General features: G+C 64.2%; 23 protein-coding genes and 1 tRNA gene. 4 read left to right on the top strand and 20 right to left on the bottom strand.

Going from position 1 to position 18,014, the window contains the following annotated elements:
• Position 1: 1 nt before the first annotated feature.
• From IE097_RS10010 to IE097_RS09985, 6 genes are all read right to left on the bottom strand, one after another.
• Positions 2-1,240 carry an ABC transporter substrate-binding protein gene (locus IE097_RS10010; protein WP_189460329.1) on the bottom strand — a complete coding sequence of 413 codons (1,239 nt, stop codon included), beginning with the start codon at positions 1,238-1,240 and terminating at the stop codon, positions 2-4.
• A 4-nt stretch (positions 1,241-1,244) separates the two neighbouring features.
• Positions 1,245-2,660: an ATP-binding protein gene (locus IE097_RS10005; RefSeq protein WP_229797526.1), complete on the bottom strand. Its 1,416-nt coding sequence runs from the start codon at positions 2,658-2,660 to the stop codon at positions 1,245-1,247.
• Between the two features lie 46 nt (positions 2,661-2,706).
• On the bottom strand, positions 2,707-3,444 hold the full coding sequence (locus IE097_RS10000) for a response regulator (RefSeq protein ID WP_189460327.1): 738 nt from the start codon (positions 3,442-3,444) through the stop codon (positions 2,707-2,709).
• Between the two features lie 305 nt (positions 3,445-3,749).
• Positions 3,750-3,824: transfer RNA gene (locus IE097_RS09995), tRNA-Arg, on the bottom strand.
• A gap of 217 nt (positions 3,825-4,041) precedes the next feature.
• Positions 4,042-4,407, bottom strand: coding sequence for a hypothetical protein (locus IE097_RS09990; RefSeq protein WP_189460325.1), 366 nt, complete (start codon positions 4,405-4,407; stop codon positions 4,042-4,044).
• A 67-nt stretch (positions 4,408-4,474) separates the two neighbouring features.
• On the bottom strand, positions 4,475-4,891 hold the full coding sequence (locus IE097_RS09985) for a VOC family protein (protein ID WP_229797525.1): 417 nt from the start codon (positions 4,889-4,891) through the stop codon (positions 4,475-4,477).
• Positions 4,892-5,191: 300 nt separating this feature from the next.
• Between IE097_RS09985 and IE097_RS09980 the strand changes: the two genes are divergently transcribed.
• Complete coding sequence (locus IE097_RS09980) at positions 5,192-5,491, top strand: hypothetical protein (protein ID WP_189460321.1); 300 nt, start codon at positions 5,192-5,194, stop codon at positions 5,489-5,491.
• A gap of 74 nt (positions 5,492-5,565) precedes the next feature.
• Here the strand turns inward: IE097_RS09980 and IE097_RS09975 are convergent, their stop codons facing one another.
• From IE097_RS09975 to IE097_RS09930, 10 genes are all read right to left on the bottom strand, one after another.
• Positions 5,566-5,901, bottom strand: coding sequence for a DUF2845 domain-containing protein (locus IE097_RS09975; protein WP_189460318.1), 336 nt, complete (start codon positions 5,899-5,901; stop codon positions 5,566-5,568).
• 183 nt (positions 5,902-6,084) lie between these two features.
• Positions 6,085-6,999 (bottom strand): type II secretion system minor pseudopilin GspK, encoded by a 915-nt coding sequence (gspK, locus tag IE097_RS09970; protein WP_189460316.1) that lies wholly within the window; start codon positions 6,997-6,999, stop codon positions 6,085-6,087.
• Entirely contained in the window at positions 6,996-7,595 is a 600-nt protein-coding gene (gene gspJ / locus IE097_RS09965) for a type II secretion system minor pseudopilin GspJ (protein WP_189460315.1), read from the bottom strand. The genes gspK and gspJ overlap by 4 nt, the downstream gene beginning before the upstream one ends.
• Complete coding sequence (gene gspI / locus IE097_RS09960; protein ID WP_189460313.1) at positions 7,576-7,944, bottom strand: type II secretion system minor pseudopilin GspI; 369 nt, start codon at positions 7,942-7,944, stop codon at positions 7,576-7,578. Before gspI ends, gspJ begins: the two co-directional genes overlap by 20 nt.
• Positions 7,937-8,422: a GspH/FimT family pseudopilin gene (locus IE097_RS09955; protein WP_189460312.1), complete on the bottom strand. Its 486-nt coding sequence runs from the start codon at positions 8,420-8,422 to the stop codon at positions 7,937-7,939. The genes gspI and IE097_RS09955 overlap by 8 nt, the downstream gene beginning before the upstream one ends.
• Before the next feature lie 7 nt (positions 8,423-8,429).
• Positions 8,430-8,867, bottom strand: a complete 438-nt coding sequence (gspG, locus tag IE097_RS09950; RefSeq protein WP_308429704.1) for a type II secretion system major pseudopilin GspG — start codon at positions 8,865-8,867, stop codon at positions 8,430-8,432.
• A gap of 33 nt (positions 8,868-8,900) precedes the next feature.
• Positions 8,901-10,100, bottom strand: a complete 1,200-nt coding sequence (gspF, locus tag IE097_RS09945; RefSeq protein ID WP_189460310.1) for a type II secretion system inner membrane protein GspF — start codon at positions 10,098-10,100, stop codon at positions 8,901-8,903.
• Positions 10,097-10,633 carry a hypothetical protein gene (locus tag IE097_RS09940; RefSeq protein WP_189460309.1) on the bottom strand — a complete coding sequence of 179 codons (537 nt, stop codon included), beginning with the start codon at positions 10,631-10,633 and terminating at the stop codon, positions 10,097-10,099. Before IE097_RS09940 ends, gspF begins: the two co-directional genes overlap by 4 nt.
• Before the next feature lie 6 nt (positions 10,634-10,639).
• Positions 10,640-11,491 (bottom strand): formyltetrahydrofolate deformylase, encoded by an 852-nt coding sequence (gene purU / locus IE097_RS09935; RefSeq protein ID WP_189460307.1) that lies wholly within the window; start codon positions 11,489-11,491, stop codon positions 10,640-10,642.
• A 108-nt stretch (positions 11,492-11,599) separates the two neighbouring features.
• Positions 11,600-11,953, bottom strand: a complete 354-nt coding sequence (locus IE097_RS09930; protein ID WP_189460304.1) for a hypothetical protein — start codon at positions 11,951-11,953, stop codon at positions 11,600-11,602.
• A gap of 94 nt (positions 11,954-12,047) precedes the next feature.
• Here IE097_RS09930 and IE097_RS09925 point away from each other — a divergent pair, with 94 nt between their 5' ends.
• The 3 genes from IE097_RS09925 to IE097_RS09915 all read left to right on the top strand — a co-directional run bounded on the left by IE097_RS09925 (position 12,048) and on the right by IE097_RS09915 (position 14,614).
• Positions 12,048-12,512 carry a tRNA (cytidine(34)-2'-O)-methyltransferase gene (locus IE097_RS09925; RefSeq protein WP_189460302.1) on the top strand — a complete coding sequence of 155 codons (465 nt, stop codon included), beginning with the start codon at positions 12,048-12,050 and terminating at the stop codon, positions 12,510-12,512.
• Between the two features lies 1 nt (position 12,513).
• Positions 12,514-13,200, top strand: coding sequence for a ParB-like protein (locus IE097_RS09920; protein WP_189460300.1), 687 nt, complete (start codon positions 12,514-12,516; stop codon positions 13,198-13,200).
• A gap of 124 nt (positions 13,201-13,324) precedes the next feature.
• Positions 13,325-14,614 carry a tetratricopeptide repeat protein gene (locus IE097_RS09915; RefSeq protein WP_189460298.1) on the top strand — a complete coding sequence of 430 codons (1,290 nt, stop codon included), beginning with the start codon at positions 13,325-13,327 and terminating at the stop codon, positions 14,612-14,614.
• Here the strand turns inward: IE097_RS09915 and IE097_RS09910 are convergent.
• From IE097_RS09910 to IE097_RS09895, 4 genes are all read right to left on the bottom strand, one after another.
• Positions 14,608-16,065, bottom strand: coding sequence for a rhomboid family intramembrane serine protease (locus IE097_RS09910; protein WP_189460296.1), 1,458 nt, complete (start codon positions 16,063-16,065; stop codon positions 14,608-14,610). The genes IE097_RS09915 and IE097_RS09910 overlap by 7 nt on opposite strands.
• A 23-nt stretch (positions 16,066-16,088) precedes the next feature.
• Positions 16,089-16,481, bottom strand: coding sequence for a group II truncated hemoglobin (locus IE097_RS09905; RefSeq protein WP_189460294.1), 393 nt, complete (start codon positions 16,479-16,481; stop codon positions 16,089-16,091).
• A complete protein-coding gene (purT, locus tag IE097_RS09900; RefSeq protein WP_189460292.1) occupies positions 16,478-17,680 on the bottom strand; it encodes a formate-dependent phosphoribosylglycinamide formyltransferase in 1,203 nt (400 codons plus the stop codon). Before purT ends, IE097_RS09905 begins: the two co-directional genes overlap by 4 nt.
• A 120-nt stretch (positions 17,681-17,800) precedes the next feature.
• Positions 17,801-17,998 carry a DUF3460 family protein gene (locus tag IE097_RS09895; RefSeq protein ID WP_189460290.1) on the bottom strand — a complete coding sequence of 66 codons (198 nt, stop codon included), beginning with the start codon at positions 17,996-17,998 and terminating at the stop codon, positions 17,801-17,803.
• Positions 17,999-18,014 lie beyond the last annotated feature (16 nt).

Here is an 18,014-nt window from a genome sequence, read left to right as displayed (position 1 = left end):
CTCAGGAGCGCAATGCCTGCAGCGCGGCGTCGATCTGCCGCGCCGCCTGCTGGCTGCTCTGCTCGGGATGGTTGAAGTAGTAGCTGAGAACCCGGAAAAACACTTCACGCGCCTGCTGCGACGTCGCCATCGAATGGGCCATGCTCGGCAGTAGCCGGTCCTTCTTCTCCGCGTCGCGGAAGTCCTTCGCCGCCGTGACGCCGCAGCTGTCGAAGCCGCCGAGGCTGGCATCGGTCCGCGGCGGAATCGCGCCCTTGCGGCGCGCCAGTTCCGACTGCAGTTTCGGATCCATCAGCACATCGGCAAACGCCGCCTGCGCCGCGCTCTCGCCCTCGGCAGCGCGGAACAGTGCAAAGCTGTCCAGACCGTAGATGAAATAGCCGTCGGTGCCCGGCGCCGGCAGGCAGCGCAGCGATTTGCCCGGCACCATGCCTTGCAGGACGAGATCGGCCTTGGCCCAGTCACCCATGATGAACATTGCCGCGCGGCCGTTGCGCAGCGCGGCCAGCTCGGGGGATTTGCCGGTACCGCCGGCATCCGGCGAAACGTACTCGCGCAGCTGCCGGAAGCGCTCGAGCACCATGATCATCCGGGCACTGTTGATGGCTGCACTGTTCTGTTCGACGAAGACCTTGCGGTAGAACGCACCATCGGTCAGGCCCAGCAGCAGGTTCTCGAACAGCGTCGTTTCCTGCCAGTCGAGCTTGCCGAGCGACAGCGGCATGTAGCCGGCAGCCTTGAGTCGGGGCGCTACCTTGAAGAAATCGTCCCAGCTCGAAGGTACGGGCAGCTTCAGCGCATCGAACGGCGCCGGGTTGACCAGCATCCAGTTGATCCGGTGGATGTCGGTCGGCAGCGCCACGTAGCGCCCCTTGTACTTGACCGCGTCGCGCACCGCAGCCGGCAGCACGGCATCCCACTGCTTCTCGCGCGCGGGCGGATACGGCGCGGCCAGAAAGCCCAGCGACGCCCATTCCTGGATGATCGGCCCTTCCATCAGCGCTGCCACCGGCGGATCCCCGGCAATGGCCCGGGCCTGCAGCACGACGTAGGCGCTCTCGCCGCCGCCGCCGGGAACCACGAAATCCTTCCAGCGCTGGCCATGCCGGGCCAGCTCGGACTTGAGCAGACTCAGCGAGGCGATCTCGCTCGGCAGGGTCCAGTAATGCAGCACTTCGATCTGCCCGGCCTGTGCCGGCAGGCTCAGCGCGATCAGGCAGCTTGCGAGCAGTTTTTTCATCGTCTCAGCCATTGCGCAGCAGCACCAGCGTCGCCATCAGGCCGCCTTGCGGATCGTTGCGCAACACCAGCTCACCACCGTGACTGCGGGCGATGCTGCGCGCGATCGCCAGCCCCAGCCCGGTCCCACCCTGGTCGGTGTGGCCGCGAAAATACGGTTCGAAGACCTTTTCCAGCAAGCGTTCCGGCAGACCCGGTCCGTCGTCGCCGATGAACAGCGTGATCCGGTCGGCCTGATCGTCGAGCGTCAGCGTGACGTGGTTGCCGTACTTGAGGCCGTTGTCGATCAGGTTGCCGATGCAGCGGCGGATCGCCAGCGGTCGGCCCCGAACCGGCGCCACCTGCCCCCGCAAAGTGACCCGTTCGCCATAAGCCTCGCTCAGTTGTGCCAGCAGCTGCATCACGTCGATCTTCTCGATGTTCTCGTGAATATCGGTGTCCTTCATGCTCTGCAGCGCCCCCTTCACCATCAGCTCCAGATCCTTGAGGTCGGCCTCGAACTTGCGCTGCTGCACTTCGTCGTCGAGCATTTCGGCACGCAGCCGCAGCCGGGTGATCGGCGTTTTCAGGTCGTGGCTGATGGCGGTGAACAGCATCTCGCGATTGTGCAGGTAGGCCCGCAGCCGGGTCTGCATCCGGTTGAAAGCGCGCGTCGCCGCAACGAACTCGGCGCTGCCGACCTCCCGCAGCGGCGGCACTTCCAGGCGCGAATCCAGCGCCTCGGCCGCACCTGCCAGCGCCTCGATCGGCTTGAGTTCGCGCCGCAGCAACGGCCAGGTGAACAGCAGCACCAGCAACATGCCGAAAACGGTGAACCAGAATTGCCGGGGCGTGAAAAACGGGACATCCAGCGCGTCGTACGGCGGCGGCAGCGGTGCGGCCAGAAACAGCCACTCCTTCGGATTGATCTGCAGTTGCAGCACCAGAATCGGCGCATCCGGCCGCAGAATCGGCAGCGAGAAGCGGCTCCAGCCCGGCGGCAGATCGGCCATGAGCACGCCGGCATTGAAGACGCGCAGCTGGTTGGCGCTCGTCAGCGCCACACTCACCGCCTGATCGCTGCGAAGATGCAGGGTCAGCTCACGCGTTGCAATATCGACGATCTTCTGCCCGGCGCGACTTGGCGGCAGCGGGGGCTGCTTGAGCTCCCGGTTGTTGATCGACACGAAGAACTGCGAGCCGCCCAGCTCGCGCTGCTGCGCCAGCACCAGCTGGCGATAGTTGCGCGGCAAGGCGCTCATGAAGTTGACTGTGGCGACCACGCCCTGGGTCATGCCGCGGATCGAGCTTTCCAGTCCGGCATCGATGCGCGAACGGTACTGGTAATACCAGAGTGCGCCAGCCACGAGTTCGGCCAGCAGCAGTGCAGCCACCAGCATGCACCAGACGCGGCCGGACAGCGAACGCGGATAGAAGCGCAACAGCCGGCGCCACCCCCGCCCCCGCGTGTCCGCCAGCGGCGGAACGTCAGTATTCGCGCCGGACATCGGCACAGAGCATATAGCCCTGATTGCGCACCGCACGCACCAGCTCGCGCTGGCCGTCGCGCAGGCGCTGACGCAGCCGGCTGACCTGGACGTCGACGCCGCGGTCGAGCGGATTGTTCTCGCGATTCCGGGTGATTTCGGAAATTGCGTCACGGTCCAGCACTTCGTGGGCATGCCGCAGGAACAGCGACAGCAGGGCATACTCGGTCCCGGAGATCGGCTCGACGCTGCCATCGGCATGCAGCAGCTCGCGCCGCAGCACGTCGAGTTTCCAGTCGCCGAACACCAGATACCGCGGCTCCGCCCCGCTGACCGGGGTCTGCAGCATCTGGTTTCGCCGCAACAGTGCCTTGATTCGCGCCAGCAGCTCGCGGGCACTGAAGGGCTTGGCCATGTAATCGTCAGCACCGAACTCGAGCCCGATCACCTTGTCCGCCTCGTCCGAAGCCGCTGTCAGCATGATGATCGGCACGGTCGAAAACTGGCGGATCATCCGGCACAGCGTGAAGCCGTCGTGCCCCGGCAGCATGATGTCGAGCACCACCAGATCGATCACGTCCTGTTTGAGCACGTTCAGCAAGGTGCTGCCGTCGGCCAGCGCCCGAACGCCAAACCCCGCCCGGCCCAAGTATTCGGTCAGCAGCTCGCGGATTTCGACGTCGTCGTCGATCAACAGAATGTTCGCCGCTCGAGCGGCGTGATGCGCTTGCAGGTCCATGACCGATTATGGATCGAATCGACCCGTACCGGCCATCAGGGGCTTGCGCTACATCAAGCGAAATCGAGACTGGACCAAGTAACGGAATACGGACGTTTCCGTGCCCGCGTCCAAGCCCCCAGGACCCGCACTGGACAACAGCCATCCGCAACATGAGGGCGCGAAAATGGCGTAAATCCGGCGTAACGACAACGAGAAAGGAAAACAAGTAAAGGGTAAATACGATGACGCGACGATCGGGATTGCTTCACATCCGATCGCGTTTCGGGGGAGGCTGGGATTTCGGGGAGCGAGATGAATGCTGCTGGCACCCCCGACAGGAATCGAACCTGTAACTGGCCCTTAGGAGGGGCCCGTTATATCCATTTAACTACAGGGGCAGCAACCCAATCGCGGTCAGCTGCGTGTTGCGGTGGCAGGCATTATATCGTTTAACGCCCCCGGAAGGGCAATGCTTCTCGCGCCCGTCGCCGGATCCAGCGGCCATCACAAAGCAAAAGCTCCGGGCGGTTTGCACAGCCGGAGCCCGCTACGGGTCAGCAGACGATAATCGCTGGCCGGTCCGCTGCACCAAGGTCAACGAATTCTGCAAAACGGTCAGTTAAGGATGATTCTCGGTCCGGCCTTGTCGTCAGGATCGAGATGAATGTAGGCCAGCCGCTCGAAGCCCAGATCGTGGGCCAAATCGTCGGCATACTCGCCATAAGTGGGGCTGCGCTCGTCGGGCTGCAGCTTCTTGTGCGTTTGCAGTACGACATCCAGTTGTTCTTCGTCGCCAAGATTGTCGGCCATGGCGAAACAGACCTCTCCTTTTTTCCCTCTGAACACAAACACAGATCGAACTTGCATGGGTGGTCCTCCGGTACAAGTGAACGTTTTCCCGATCGTGTCGGGGATCGGCGACCGCTTGCCGCTTGCAGTCGCAACGCCCATGGCGCTCGTGATGCGGGCAACCATCAGCATTGTTGGACTCGGGAATTGCCGGTCGGTTACGTCGTTCGTCCGGTTTTTTCTTTGTCTCTTTGCGCGATCAGCTTGCGGCCTGTGGGTCCCACTGCGGATTCCACACCACCTCCCAAACATGCTGGTCGGGGTCCTGGAAGTAGCCGGCGTAGCCACCCCAGAACGTCTCCTGCGCTGGTTTCACGATCACCGCACCGGCCGCGGCGGCCTGCGCCATGACGGCATCGACTTCCTGCCGCGATCCGACGTTGTGACCCAGCGACAGCTCGGTGGCACTCGGCGGCCCCAGCGGCAAGCCGCTATCGTGCGCAAGACTGCGACGTGGCCAGAGCGCCAGCCGTAATCCGGACTGCAGTTCGAAAAACGCCACGGCGCCAAACTCGAACTCCGTGCCGACGATCCCCTCGGTGCCGAAACCCAGGCCATCACGATAGAAGCGGACCGACCGTTCGAGATCCTCGACACCCAGTGTCAGAACCGTCATCCGTGCCTGCATTTGACCTCCCGTTCAGCCCGCAGCCGTGTGGTTTCCGGCAGTCAGCCACCCCCGCCCCGGACACCGAAACCCGCCTACGGGGAACTCCCGACTTGGCGTTCCGGAATTAGCAGCTACGCTCAGCATAGGTACTCGTGCACGACGCACGCACGCCGCGATTGCTGAAGTTTTCTACAAAGCAAAAATCGCAATACCCGGTCGGTTTATTGACTAAATATCAATAACAAATGTCAGTCAACAACAAGAATCCGTGCTCAAGACATGTACCCGTACATTCTGGAGAAAATCATGGAACGACAATTGATTTCTCGCGAGGAGCTGATGGCACTGATCAACCGTGAGGCGCGCGAATGCGGCTTTGCGGAAGTGGAATTCGGTCCGCCAGTACTACGCACACCCAGGGATGGCGAAGCCAACTGGGCCTTGGGACACGTCAGCGGGCCACGCCGGCAGGTTGGCCGTTGCCTCGATCGCATTCGCTTGACGATAGAACGGCTGCAGGCGATCTACGCCCTCCCCGGCCCGGCAATCCGCCGTATCAGCATCACCAGTGTCCAGGGCAAAAGTGCGGTCCGCATCGAATACTGACACCGGCCGGATCATGTATCAGACCGCACCCCGTGTGGCGCAGTCGCACCCGATGCGGTCGGCTGAGGTGCCGACTACTTGGCCCGGTCGCCCAGCTTGATGTTGGCAAGCTTGCCGGACTCGAAACGCAGCGTAGTCATGAACTTGCCGCTGCCGGGGTTGTACGTCCATTCGTCGACGTTTTCGCACGTTGCCACGTTGACCACCGTCGATCCTTGGGTGGTCGACGTGGTCTGCGCCGGTCTGGTTTCGCAGAATGCATCCTTGACGAGCGGCTCGCCGCATTTTTGCAAAACCGCTGCCTTCGAATCACCGAGGTAGACCAGATCGTTCTGGCAACGGAACGAGTCGGCGGCTGCGGAAGCCGAGTACAGCGCGGTAGCGAATGTGACGATGGCAAGGTAGTTCATCAGCTGGCTCGCAAAGACGGTGTTGCCCACATCATGGTCAACGGGTTGGAAAGCACGCGGGTCATCGTGCCGGGCATGCCCGGCTCGCCAATGGAGTGTTGCATTCGACTTAGGTTCGATCCACGTACACGGTTTTACAATTTGTATACCTGTCTGCGGGCGCCTGCGACAACGGCACCAGCGTCAGCGCTGGCGCATCCAGATCAGTCGCGGGAAGTCCGGTCCATTGCGCTCGAGCAGCGCCGCATAACGCACGGTGACCCTGCCGAACCGGGCGTCGACCTCGCTGATGAAATACCGGCTTTGCACCGATAGCGCTTCGAAACGCACTTTGTTGCGGACGCGCTCGGGCAGCACGTCGGCAAACTGGGCGGTCGTCGCAAAAGGTCGTCCTGCACGCCGCGACACCACGGCCTGCGCATCCGACAGGGTCAGTTCCGGCACGACTGCGGCAATGACCTCGGGAGAGGCAAAGTTGACGTCGATTGGTGTCAGCTGCGGCAGCACGGTCACGAAGGGAGCAAGCCGCGCCACGGTGTCGGCGTCGAATCCCCTGATGCGCGTCAGCGACGCCAGATCGGTCAACGGCCGGTTGGCCGCACGGTACGGCTGCGGCATCGCCAGATAATCGGCATCCTCAGCGCCACCGGGGCGGGTCTCGCTGTCCGCGTCCAGCCAGTCGACCAGCGCATCGACGCGTTGCGGTGAAACCCCGACGAACTCGAACACGCGCCGGCAGGTGGCGATTTCGTTGTCGTTCGCAAGACCGTTCACCACCAGATTGTTGAGGTTGAACCGGCCCTGCTGCTCGAGCAGTCGCCCTCCCACCTTCCCCTGCTCGACCGGAATCGCGGGAATCGGCACATTCCAGGGTTCACCCAGATGATCGACCTGATTGTTGCGCGCATCATCGCGCAACGTGAAGCGCGCCAGCTGTACACCGGCGTAGGCAATCGCCCTGGCCTGCGACTGGTCGAGCTGGTTTTCCAGCTGAAAGAACCACAGCTGCTGGCGCCAGGCGATCCATGCCGCCAGCGCTGCCACCAGCGCAGCAGTGATCACCGCGGTGATCAGCGCGATGCCGGCCTGACGCCTCATGGCAGAGCGAATACCCGTTCGATCGGCGCGCTGCCGACTCGTGCCAGCGTGACTTTCACGGCCCGCGGCAATGGCGCGGCCGCGGGCTCGCTGGCGCTGACCGGCCAGCGTGCCTGCCAGGCGTTGGCGTCGTCGAGGAAAGCCGGCTCGAAACGGTCGATGCCGTCGAGCAGCGGCAACACGGTCGGTTGCTCGGTGGCCGCCGGGTCAAGCGCGTTCCACAACAGCAGTTCGAGGCGGCCGTCTTTCAGTCGGTACGCCACGTGCTGCGGATCGCGGTCGCGCGCCAGCCGTACCAGTTCGAGCGCAGGGGCACTCGTCGCCGCATCGCCATTGCGACCGACCAGCGCCGGTTGAAGCTGGCCGCCGCCGTCCCGCCAGGGCCGCAGCACCGACTGGCCGATATCGTCGCCCAGCCGGTCGAACACCAGCGCCAGGTCGCGCCATGACTGTGCTTCGGCATCAAGTCGCAATTTGGTCGTCGCCACCGAATCGAGCCCGCGCCAGGCAACCAGCGCAATCACGCTGAAGATTGCCAGCGCGACCAGCAGCTCGAGCAGGGTGAAACCGTGACGGTCAGCGCGGCGTGTGGGCAAGATAACCGACCAGGGTTGCAAAGGCATGGCTGCTGTCGCCGGACGCGTAAACCTTGATCTCGACGCGGCGGAAACTACGATTCGGTGAAATGCCGTCCTCTTCCTGCCAGACGAAGTCGCGTCCGGCCATGCTGACCCGACCTTCGCGCCGGCCCGGCTCGGGAAACTCGCCACGGGCGGTGATCTCGGCAAGCCGGTTTTGTGCCACCCACCCCGCCAGTGTCCGCGTCGCCAGATCAGCCGCCGTGTCGGTACTCGCCGAGACCGCGCGCAAGGCCGCGGCCATGGCGATTGCCAGCACCGCCAGCGCCACCAGCACTTCGACCAGCGTGAAGCCGCGGTCAGCCATTCGCGGCCTCCACTGCACGGGCACTGACACGACCCATCGCATCGCCATCCAGTTGCCAGCGCGCCTCGCCCAGTTGCAGCTCCATCCGGAACGGCGCATTGACACCCGACGGTTCGAAGACGATGCGCTCGCCGATCGGCCGCTCGCGCAGATTGATCGTCAGCGCATTCACACGGATGCCCTCGGGCAGCTGGCGCGCCCGCAGCGTCTCGTCGGCGCCGATTGCCCGCCAGCTGTTCTGGTCATCCAGCAGCCAGAACTGGTACCCGTGACCGTCACTCGACCATGCCGTAGCACGCCCCGAATTGATTGCCGCGTCACGGGCGCTGTCGAGCAGCAATGCCAGCCGTTCCGACTCGCGCGACAGTGTCGTCGCGTCCGAATCGTTCAGGCGAACTACCGCCAGACCAAGAATCAGCCCGACGATCGCCAGCGCGACCAGTATTTCGACCAGCGTGAAGCCGCGTCGGCGGTGCATGGGCGGCTTACTGCTGCCAGGAACCGATGTCGGCGTCGTAACCTTCGCCGCCCTGCGCGCCGTCTGCGCCGTAACTCATCACGTCGATCTCGCCGTGCAGGCCCGGGTTCAGATAGAGGTAATCGCCACCCCACGGATCCTTCGGCAGTTTTTCAAGATAGCCGCCCGTCTTCCAGTTGCCGGGGACCGGCGGCATGCCCGGCTTTTCGGTCAGTGCCTTCAGGCCCTGCTCGGTGGTCGGATAGCGGCCGTTGTCGAGTTTGTAGAGTTTGAGCGCCTGTACCACGCTGCGGATGTCCTGCTTGGCCGCCACCACGCGTGCCTCGTTCGGCCGGTCCATGATCTTGGGCACGATCAGCGCACCGAGGATCGCCAGGATCGTGATCACGACCAGAATTTCGATCAGGGTAAAACCGCGCTGGACCGCGCTTCGGACTTGCATCATCTCTACTCCGTTCTTATTGGATTTGAATCGGGCTTATCTGACCAACTGGTTCATTTCGAACACCGGCAGCAGAATCGCCAGCACGATCAGCAGCACGACCCCGCCCATCAGCAAGACCATGATCGGGCCCAGCAGGCTGGTGAAGGTCGCGACCCGGTTCTCCAGCTCCTGACTCTGCTGCTGTGCCGCCTTGTCGAGCATGTGCTCGAGCCGGCCGGTGGCTTCGCCACTGCCGATCAGATGGATCAGCACCGGCGGAAACAGTTTCGATTCGGCCAGCGCCCGCGACAGCGTCATCCCTTCACGCACTTGCGCCGCTGCAGTCTGTACAGCGTCGCGCAAAGGCAGATTGGCAATCACGCCGGCGGCAGCGCCCATTGCCCGAAGCAGCGGTACGCCACTGCCGACGAGAATGGCCAGGGTCGACGCGAGTCGGGCGGTATTGCCGGCCCGCTCGAAACGGCCGAAGAGCGGCAATCGCAAGAGCCAGTGATGAAAACGCCGGCGGACCGCCGGCTGCTTGAGCGCACGCCAGGCCGCGAAACCGCCGGCAGCCGATGCAAGCAGCAGCACGCCCCCCCAATCGCGCACCAGTGCGCTGATCCAGAGCAGCGCCCGGGTCAGGAAGGGCAATGTCTGCTTGGCACTCTGGAACACCGTCACCATCTGCGGCACGACCCAGGTCAGCAGACCGATGATGACCAGTGCCGACACGACCATCACCACCAGCGGATAAATGAACGCCAGCATCACCTTCGACGCCAGCGCAGCACGGCTTTCGAGATAGTCGGCCAGCCGCTGCATCACCGCCGCCGCCTTGCCCGACTCTTCGCCGGCAGCGACGATGGTCCGGTACAACTCGGGAAACGCTGCGGGATGGCTGGCCAGCGCCTGCGACAGCGATACGCCGGCAAGGATTTCGCTGCGGATTGCGGCAACCAGCGCCTTTTCGCGTTCGCCATCGCTCTGCTCGCCGAGGACGACCAGCGCTTCGTCGATGGTCAGTCCGGCGTCGAGCAGCGTCGACAACTGGCGTGTCAGCAGTGCCAGCCGCGCCGTGCCGAGGCCGCGCTGACGCCTGCCGGCGCCGACCACCGCCCCTTCGAGCAGCTCGCTCGCCCACAGGCCACGCTCCCGCAGCTGCAGCCGCGCGCTGCGCAGGTTGTCGGCCTCGACCGTGCCGCGGACGTCCTTGCCGTCGGCGTCGACCGCACGATAACGGAATGCGCTCACTTTGGCGCCTCGGGGACGATCCAGCCGAAGAACGTTGCCATCTGCACCGCCAGCCCGTACTGCAGCAGTGCCAGCGGCAGATAGGCGAGCAGACCGGCAACGATCTGCCCCGGCCGGTGCGCCGTGGCCACGGCGACCGCACGCACCAGTACGACCAGGCCGTACAGCGTCAGCACGACCGTAGCAACCAGCTCGGCATCGCCATCGAGCAGTGCTGCCAGCGGCTGCAACAGCTGTGGCGTCGCCGCCAGCACCACCAGCGGAAACAGGCTGTACTCGAGCGGCTTGCGGTCGAGCAAGCGCAACCAGCCCATCAGCCACAGCGTCGAAACGATGGTGCTGAGCAGGTCGAGCGCAGCAAAGAACACCACTTTGGCCAGCAGCGGTGCATCGAAATCATGTGCACCGAGCGCGGCGGCCGTCGACAGCAGCGCCAGCCACGCCAGCGGCTGCCACACCGGATAGCGGTAATGCGCCAGCGGCTCGACCCTGAGCCGGGCGAGGTCGATGGCGTCACGCAGCAAGGCTTGCACGGGGGATCAGGCGAAAATCACGGTCTTGTTCGAATACACCAGCACGCGATGTTCGAGATGCCATTTCACCGCCCGCGCCAGCACCATCTTCTCGAGGTCGCGGCCCTTGCGGATCAGCTCCTCGACGTCGTCACGGTGCGAAATGCGGATCACGTCCTGTTCGATGATCGGGCCGTCGTCGAGCACTTCGGTCACATAGTGACTGGTCGCACCGATCAGCTTCACGCCGCGGGCAAATGCACGGTGGTAGGGCTTGGCACCGTCGAATGCCGGCAGGAAGCTGTGGTGGATGTTGATCACGCGTTGCGGATAGGCCGCGGTGAACTGGTGCGACAGCACCTGCATGTAACGGGCCAGCACGATCAGGTCGATGCCATGGGCTTCAAGCAGCGCCTTCTGCGCTGCCTCGGCCTCAGCCTTGTTGTCCTTGCCGACCGGAATCACGTGATAGGCAATGCCGTAAAACTCGGCCAGTGCGCGGCAGTCTTCGTGATTGGAGATGATCAGCGGAATGTCGCAATGCAGCTCGCCACTCTTGTGGCGATACAGCAGATCGACCAGGCAGTGATCGTACTTGGAGACGAAAATCGCCATCTTCGGCCGCTCGGCCGACAGGGCAACGCTCCACTGCATCTGGAAACGGTCGGCAATCGGCTGGAATGCCGGCGTGAAGGCTTCCATGTCGAGGGTGAAATCGGTCAGATCCCACTCGACCCGCATCAGGAACAGGTTTTCCGAGTTGTCCTGGTGCTGGTCGACGTGGACGATGTTGGCGTTGTACGTGTACAGGAAATTGGCGATCGCAGCAGACAGGCCTTTGCGGTCCGGGCAGCTGATCAGCAAAGTGGCGGTATTCATGGAGATTCCGGTATAGAAAGCTGCTGCCGATTCTAGCAGCTCGCCCCTGCACTGGGCAGAAACGCTGAGCGCGCAAGGCTAACCGCGCCACGTGTCAGCGCGGTGACACTAGCTGACCGGCAGCGGCCGACGTCGCCGGTGCGTATCGACCAGCAACATCGCCTCGATGAACAGCACCTGGAACGACTGGCTGTAACCGTGCGCCGGCAGTTCGGTCTCCCATCGATGGCCGCCACGCGCCGCCGGGTCGATGACAAACTGCAAGGGATAGCCGAACATGGCGGCATAGATTGCCGCGCCAACGCCGGCAGTACGCGCCGGATTGAACCGCCGGCCGCCGGCGCCGGCAAACTCGTGATCGACGGCCCGGAAGACCACGGCCATCGTCTGTGCCGGCGTCAAGCCGTCCAGCATGGCCATTTTCGCCGCAGAGATCAGAATTTCTTCTGGAATCAGTACCATAGGGTCATCCCCCGATACGCCATGTGCTCTTGCAGCATAGGCACAAACACTTACTTTTCACGTCAATATTGCCCACCATTTATCGGTTTCATTCATGTTCGACATCGTCCTGTTCCAGCCGGAAATTCCCCCCAATACTGGCAACGTCATCCGTCTGGCCGCCAATACCGGCTGTAACCTGCATCTGGTCAGACCGCTCGGTTTCGAGCTGGACGACAGCAAGCTCAAGCGCGCCGGGCTCGACTACCACGAATACGCCGAGCTGCGCGTTCACGACGACTGGGATGCGCTGGTTGCCGCCCTGCCCGGCCGGCGCTTCTTTGCGATGACGACCAAGGGCAGCACCCGGTTCGACGGCCTGCAGTTCGAACCCGGCGATGTTTTCGTCTTCGGCCCGGAAACGCGCGGTCTGCCGGACGAGGTACTGGCTCGCTTCCCCGCCAGCGGCCGCATCCGCCTGCCGATGCGCGCCGGCCAGCGCAGCCTGAACCTGTCGAATGCCGTCGCGGTGACCGTGTTCGAGGCGTGGCGCCAGAACGGCTACGCCGAAGGCTGCTGAGATGCGTCGTCGTCTGCTGCTGGTGGTCCTGCTGTGCAGCCCCTTGCTGCGAGCCGCACCATGCACGCCACAAACGCCCGTTGGCGACGACTGCCAACTCCCCCTGGTGGCGCTACGTCCGACCCAGGCCAACGTCGGCCAGATGCAGGTCGACGACGAGGCCAAGGCACTTGCCGGCAAGTCGGCCGAACAACTCGAGCGGCTTGAACACAAGAAACAGATTCCGGTCGTGCTGGGCCCCGATGGCAACTTCTACCTGACCGACCGGCATCATCTGGCCAGCGCCCTGTCGCGCATCGGTCAGACCCAGGCAACGGTCAGGGTGATCGGCAAGCTCGATGGTGATTTCTGGCCGCAAATGGTCGTGCGGCATTGGGCCTGGCTGTATGACGCGCGCGGCAAGGCGTTTCCCCCGACCCAACTCCCGACGTCGCTGGCGGCGCTAGGTGACGACCCGTATCGCAGTCTGGCCGGCTACGCGCAGGATGCCGGCGCCTATGACAAGGCCAGGCATGCCTACTTCGTCGAGTTTGCCTGGGCGCGTTACTTTGGCGAACGGATGGGCTGGCAAACCATCGACCGTGGCACGCTGCCAGCTGCGCTGAAAGCCGCCCGACAACTGGCGTGCGAACCGGCCGCCAGGGCGCTGCCCGGCTACCGCAAGGATTGCCCGCCCGGCGCACGGTGAACATCGTCTGCGCCGTCACCACAGCAACGCTGAAACGGCGTTTCAGACCAAAAACTGACACACACATGACCCGGTCAGTTTGGCTCGGATAAAGTAACGGCATTCAACCCGCCCGACCCGCACGATGACGCCCTCGCACCCGAACCGAAAACCGTCGGCCATCACCCCGTACTGGGAGTGCTTTCCGCAGTTCTTCGCCTACCCGTTCCGGCTGGAAGCGCTGCTGCCGCTCGCAGGCTTCGTACTCGCGTTCGTCGCACTGACATGGTTCACCGGCGGCGGCCTGCCCGGTGTACTGGCCATGCTGCTGATTGCAGTGTGCTTTCTGCGCTTTGCGTTTTCGGTCCTGGAGCGCACGGCGCTCGGCCATCTCGGTGAAACGCCGCTGGCGTTCGAGCACGACGACGCGCACAAATGGCGCCCCTACAAGCATTTTGTTGCGCTCGTCCTGGCCGGTGCGCTGGTCGGTCTGGCAGCGGCGATGCTCGGGGCGCTTGCCGCCGAACTGCTCTCGCTGGTCCTGATGCTGGTCTGGCCGGCCAGCATCATGCAGCTCACCCTGAGCGACAGCCTGCTCGAATCGGTATCGCCCGATCGACTGTGGGACCTGATCCGCGACATCGGCCTGCCCTATCTGGGCCTGTGGGCCTGCCTCTCCATGCTCGGCATCGGCGCGTCGGCGGCGATGCATTACCTGCCACGATGGTTCGACAGCGGACTGCTGATCGCGCTGGGCGTCGGTTTCGCATACATGTACTTCACACTCGTGATGTACCGGCTGATGGGCTACGTGCTGTACCAGTATCACGAGGCCATCGGCCTTGCCGTGCACAGTACGGCGAGCGAGCCGGTGACGCCGCAGCAACAGGCCATCGACGCGGCCGGCGCCCAGCTCGGCAACGGCGATACCGGCGCCGCGCTGGTCACCCTGCGCGCTGCGCTGCGCGAGCATCCGTCCGAGCCTGGCCTGCACGATCGCTACGTGAAGCTGCTGATCGCCACCGGTGCCGTGGACGAGGCACTGCGTGACGGCGCACACCGCTATCTCGACCTCCTGCAACAGGCAGGCAAGCACGGACAGGCATTGAGCACACTCGAATCGGTCCGGAAACGACTGGCCGGGTTCCAGCCGGCCAGCGGCCGACAGGCCCTGCAACTGGCACAACTGGCGTACGAGCAGCGCAACCCAGCGCTTGCCATCAGCCTGTTGCGCGGTTTCGAGAAACGCTATCCGGGCAACGCCGACATTGCCTCGGCCATGCTGCTTGGCGCGCGGCTGCTGTGCGAGCACCGTGGCGACGACGTACAGGCTGGCAAGCTGTTGCAGGCGCTGATCGCACGCTTTCCGCAGCATGCGGCGCGCCCCGAAGCAGAGCGCCTGCTGCAGACGATCAGCCGGCTTGCCACTCAGTGAAGCGGCAGCTTCGCCTCGTCGGCATCCGGGTAACGCTGCGCCAGCAACTGCCGGCAGGCATCGGCCCGGGCGACCTCGCCTTTTTGTCTGAACAGTTTTCCGGCCCGGTAGAGCAGGACCGGTAGCGCGGGCTGGTCCGGCGCACGCTGCACCAGCATGCGCAGCAAGCGCTCGGCGCTGTCGGCGTCGCCATCATCGAGCCAGCCGGCTGCCAGTTTCAGCCATTGCGCCACCGGCAACTTCGGCAAGGCCGAGCGTTGCGCCAGCGCGGCCTGCCACGCTTCGGACGCCGCCGCCCGCAGTCCGGGCCTTGAGGGCGCCAGCTCGAGCACGCGCTGCCCGGCCTGTTGCCGCAAGGCCGGATCGCTCTGCAGCTTGGCGCTACGGTAAAAGGCTGCGGCAAGTTCAGCGTCGCCGGGACGACGCACCGCCAGCCTTGCATACGCGGCAGCTGCTTTGTCGAACTGGAGATCGGCAGCCCAGCGTTCTGCCTGCCGCAGTTGCGCTGCATCCTGTGCGGCGAGGTCGTCGGATTCGATCCGTTCCGCCGAGTGGCCCCGGCGACGGAAACGGTACGCCGCTGCAAGCACCGCGCCGGTCAGCAGACCGGCGAAGTGCGCCATGTAATTGACATGGCTCTCGGGCGAACTCAGCCGCATCCACAGTTCGGTCAGCAGCCAGACCGGCAGTACGATCAGCGCCGGCGCCTTCAGCGTGCTGAAGTAGACGACGATCCAGTAGAAGAAGCGGATTTTGCGCATGCCGTAGAGCACGACGAACATGGCCATCACCCCGGCAATGGCACCGGATGCGCCGAGCGACACCGAATAGCGCGGCGCACCGGTGATCAGGTCGGGAACGGCCGCACCCAGACCCGCAATCAGGTAGAACAGCAGGAAAATGCCGCCGCCGAGCGCCGCCTCGACCGTGTAGCCGACGATGAACAGGATCGCCATATTGCCGAGCAGATGATCGACACTGCCATGCATGAACATGTGCATGAAGGTCGTCAGCGGCGTCGGTGCCGCCGGCCGCAGCGCAAAGCGGTCGGTGAACACCTGCCGGTACAGGCGGTCGAACTCGGCGCGGCCGGCCCGCCAGCCGGTGTACTCGGGCATGGCAGGATTGATCACCTGATCCGCCCCCAGCCGTTGCAGGAAATCCGGATCACCCTGCAAAGCCATCAGCGTGAACGGTGACTGGCCGTCGTCATCGGCACGCAGTTCGGCCAGCAACTTCTGCTCACCGCGCCGTTCCAGATCGGCGAGGTAGCGCGGCAGCTCGATCTCGGCGAGCCCGGCTTTCTGATAGTGCTCGAACGCGCGCGCACGCCGGGCATCGTCTTGATACTGACAGCCGAAGTAGATCAGGCAGCACGCGATGATGAGCAGTAGCGTCACCCATGGAGGGCGACGCCAGTCTGGTTGCGCCGGCAGCGGCAGAATCAGCATCTGGGTCTCCCGGCGTGCTGCGATCAGCCCTGGTTGCGCATGAAATCGGCGGTCTTGTAGAACGCCTCTTCGAGGTGCTCGCGCAAGGCCGAGTCCATCGGCGTCTGCTCCATTGCCTGGAACATGCACAGCAGCCACTGGTCACGTTCGGACTCGCCGATCGCAAACGGCATGTGCCGGCCACGCAGGCGCGGATGACCGTACTTCTCGATGAAGCGTTGCGGCCCGCCAAGCCAGCCCGACAGGAAGTCGAAGAACTTGTCGCGGATCAGTGCGGTATCCGGTGCGTGCATCGCATGGATACCGGCCGCGCGCGGATCGGTCGCCATGATGTCGTAGAAACGGTCGACCAGCTGGCGCAGCACCACGTCCCCGCCAAGCAGCTGGTAAGGCGTCATTTCCTGGACTTCGCTCATGCCTGCACCTTGACCGGTCGGACACAAGCAGCGGCCTGTTTGGCGCGTTCGCGCGCAGTGTCGATATCGGTTGCGGAGGCCACCGCCACGCCCATGCGGCGACGCGCAAATGCTTCCGGCTTGCCGAACAGGCGCAGGTCAGCGCCCGGCACCGCCAATGCATCGGCAACACCGTCGAATGCGATGCCGGTCTCGTCCATCGCGCCGTAAATCACCGCGCTCGCCGCCGGCTCGCGCAGGCTGGCATCGACCGGCAGCCTGAGGATGGCGCGGGCATGCAGTTCGAACTCGGAAAAACGCTGGCTCGCCAGCGTCACCAGACCGGTGTCATGCGGGCGCGGGCTCACTTCGGAGAACCACACCATGTCGCCCCTTACGAAGAGCTCGACGCCGAACAGGCCGCGGCCACCGAGGTTGTCGGTCACGGCTTTGGCGATCTCGCGCGAGCGTTCGAGCGCGACCGGGCTCATCGGCTGCGGCTGCCAGCTCTCGACGTAATCGCCCTTGACCTGCACGTGGCCGATCGGCGCGCAGAACTGCGTTTCGACCTCGCCCGAAGCGCCGACCGCGCGCACCGTCAGTTGGGTAATCTCGTAATCGAAATCGATGAACCCCTCGACGATCACCTTGCCGGCGTCGACGCGACCGCCGCTGGCCGCGTAGTCCCAGGCCGCACGCAGATCGTCCGGTCCCTTGAGGGTCGACTGGCCCTTGCCCGACGACGACATCACCGGTTTGACGAGACACGGATAGCCGATCTCGCCGACCGCCGCAGCCATCTCGTCGAAACTCGCGGCAAAGCGGTACGGCGACGTCGGCAGGCCGAGTGTTTCAGCCGCAAGGCGACGGATGCCCTCGCGGTTCATCGTCAGGTTGGCCGCCCGCGCGGTCGGAATCACCTCGGCCAGCCCGTCGGCCTCGATCCGCAGCAGCTCGTCGGTGGCGATCGCCTCGATCTCGGGAACGATCAGGTGCGGCCGCTCGGCCACGACCAGCGCCCGTAACGCCGCCGGGTCCGCCATGTTGATCACGTGGCTGCGATGCGCAACCTGCATGCCCGGCGCATTCGGGTAGCGATCGACGCCGACCACTTCAACGCCGAGGCGCTGCAGCGCAATGATGACTTCCTTGCCGAGCTCGCCGCAGCCGAGCAGCATGACTCTGGTGGCCGATGCGGACAATGGGGTACCCAGACGCATGGATGCATTCCTCGTGTTGAATATCGGGCCGATGTTATCACGCGGCTTTGCCGCGCCAGCCGGCCCCAAAAGCAAACAGGCCGGAAAAACCGGCCTGTTTGCAGCATCGACGCGACCGGCTTATTCGGTCAGATAGGGGTAGGACTTCTGCGGCACGTTCGATTCAGCCGCACGCTCGCGCTCATCGAGGTTGATCGGCGCCTTGTCCCAGAGCAGCGCACGGCCTTCGGTCTGGCCCTTGGCCACATCCGGATGGTCCTTCAGGTAGCCCTGCATGAACTGGGTGTATTCGGAAACGTATTGGGTGTTCTTGAACATGGTCGGCTGATCCGTG

Origin of the sequence: Jeongeupia chitinilytica (assembly GCF_014652315.1) — a bacterium.
Classification (GTDB): Bacteria; Pseudomonadota; Gammaproteobacteria; order Burkholderiales; family Chitinibacteraceae; genus Jeongeupia; species Jeongeupia chitinilytica.
Note: the sequence above shows the minus strand (reverse complement) of the source record. Positions and strands in the feature narration are given on the sequence as shown.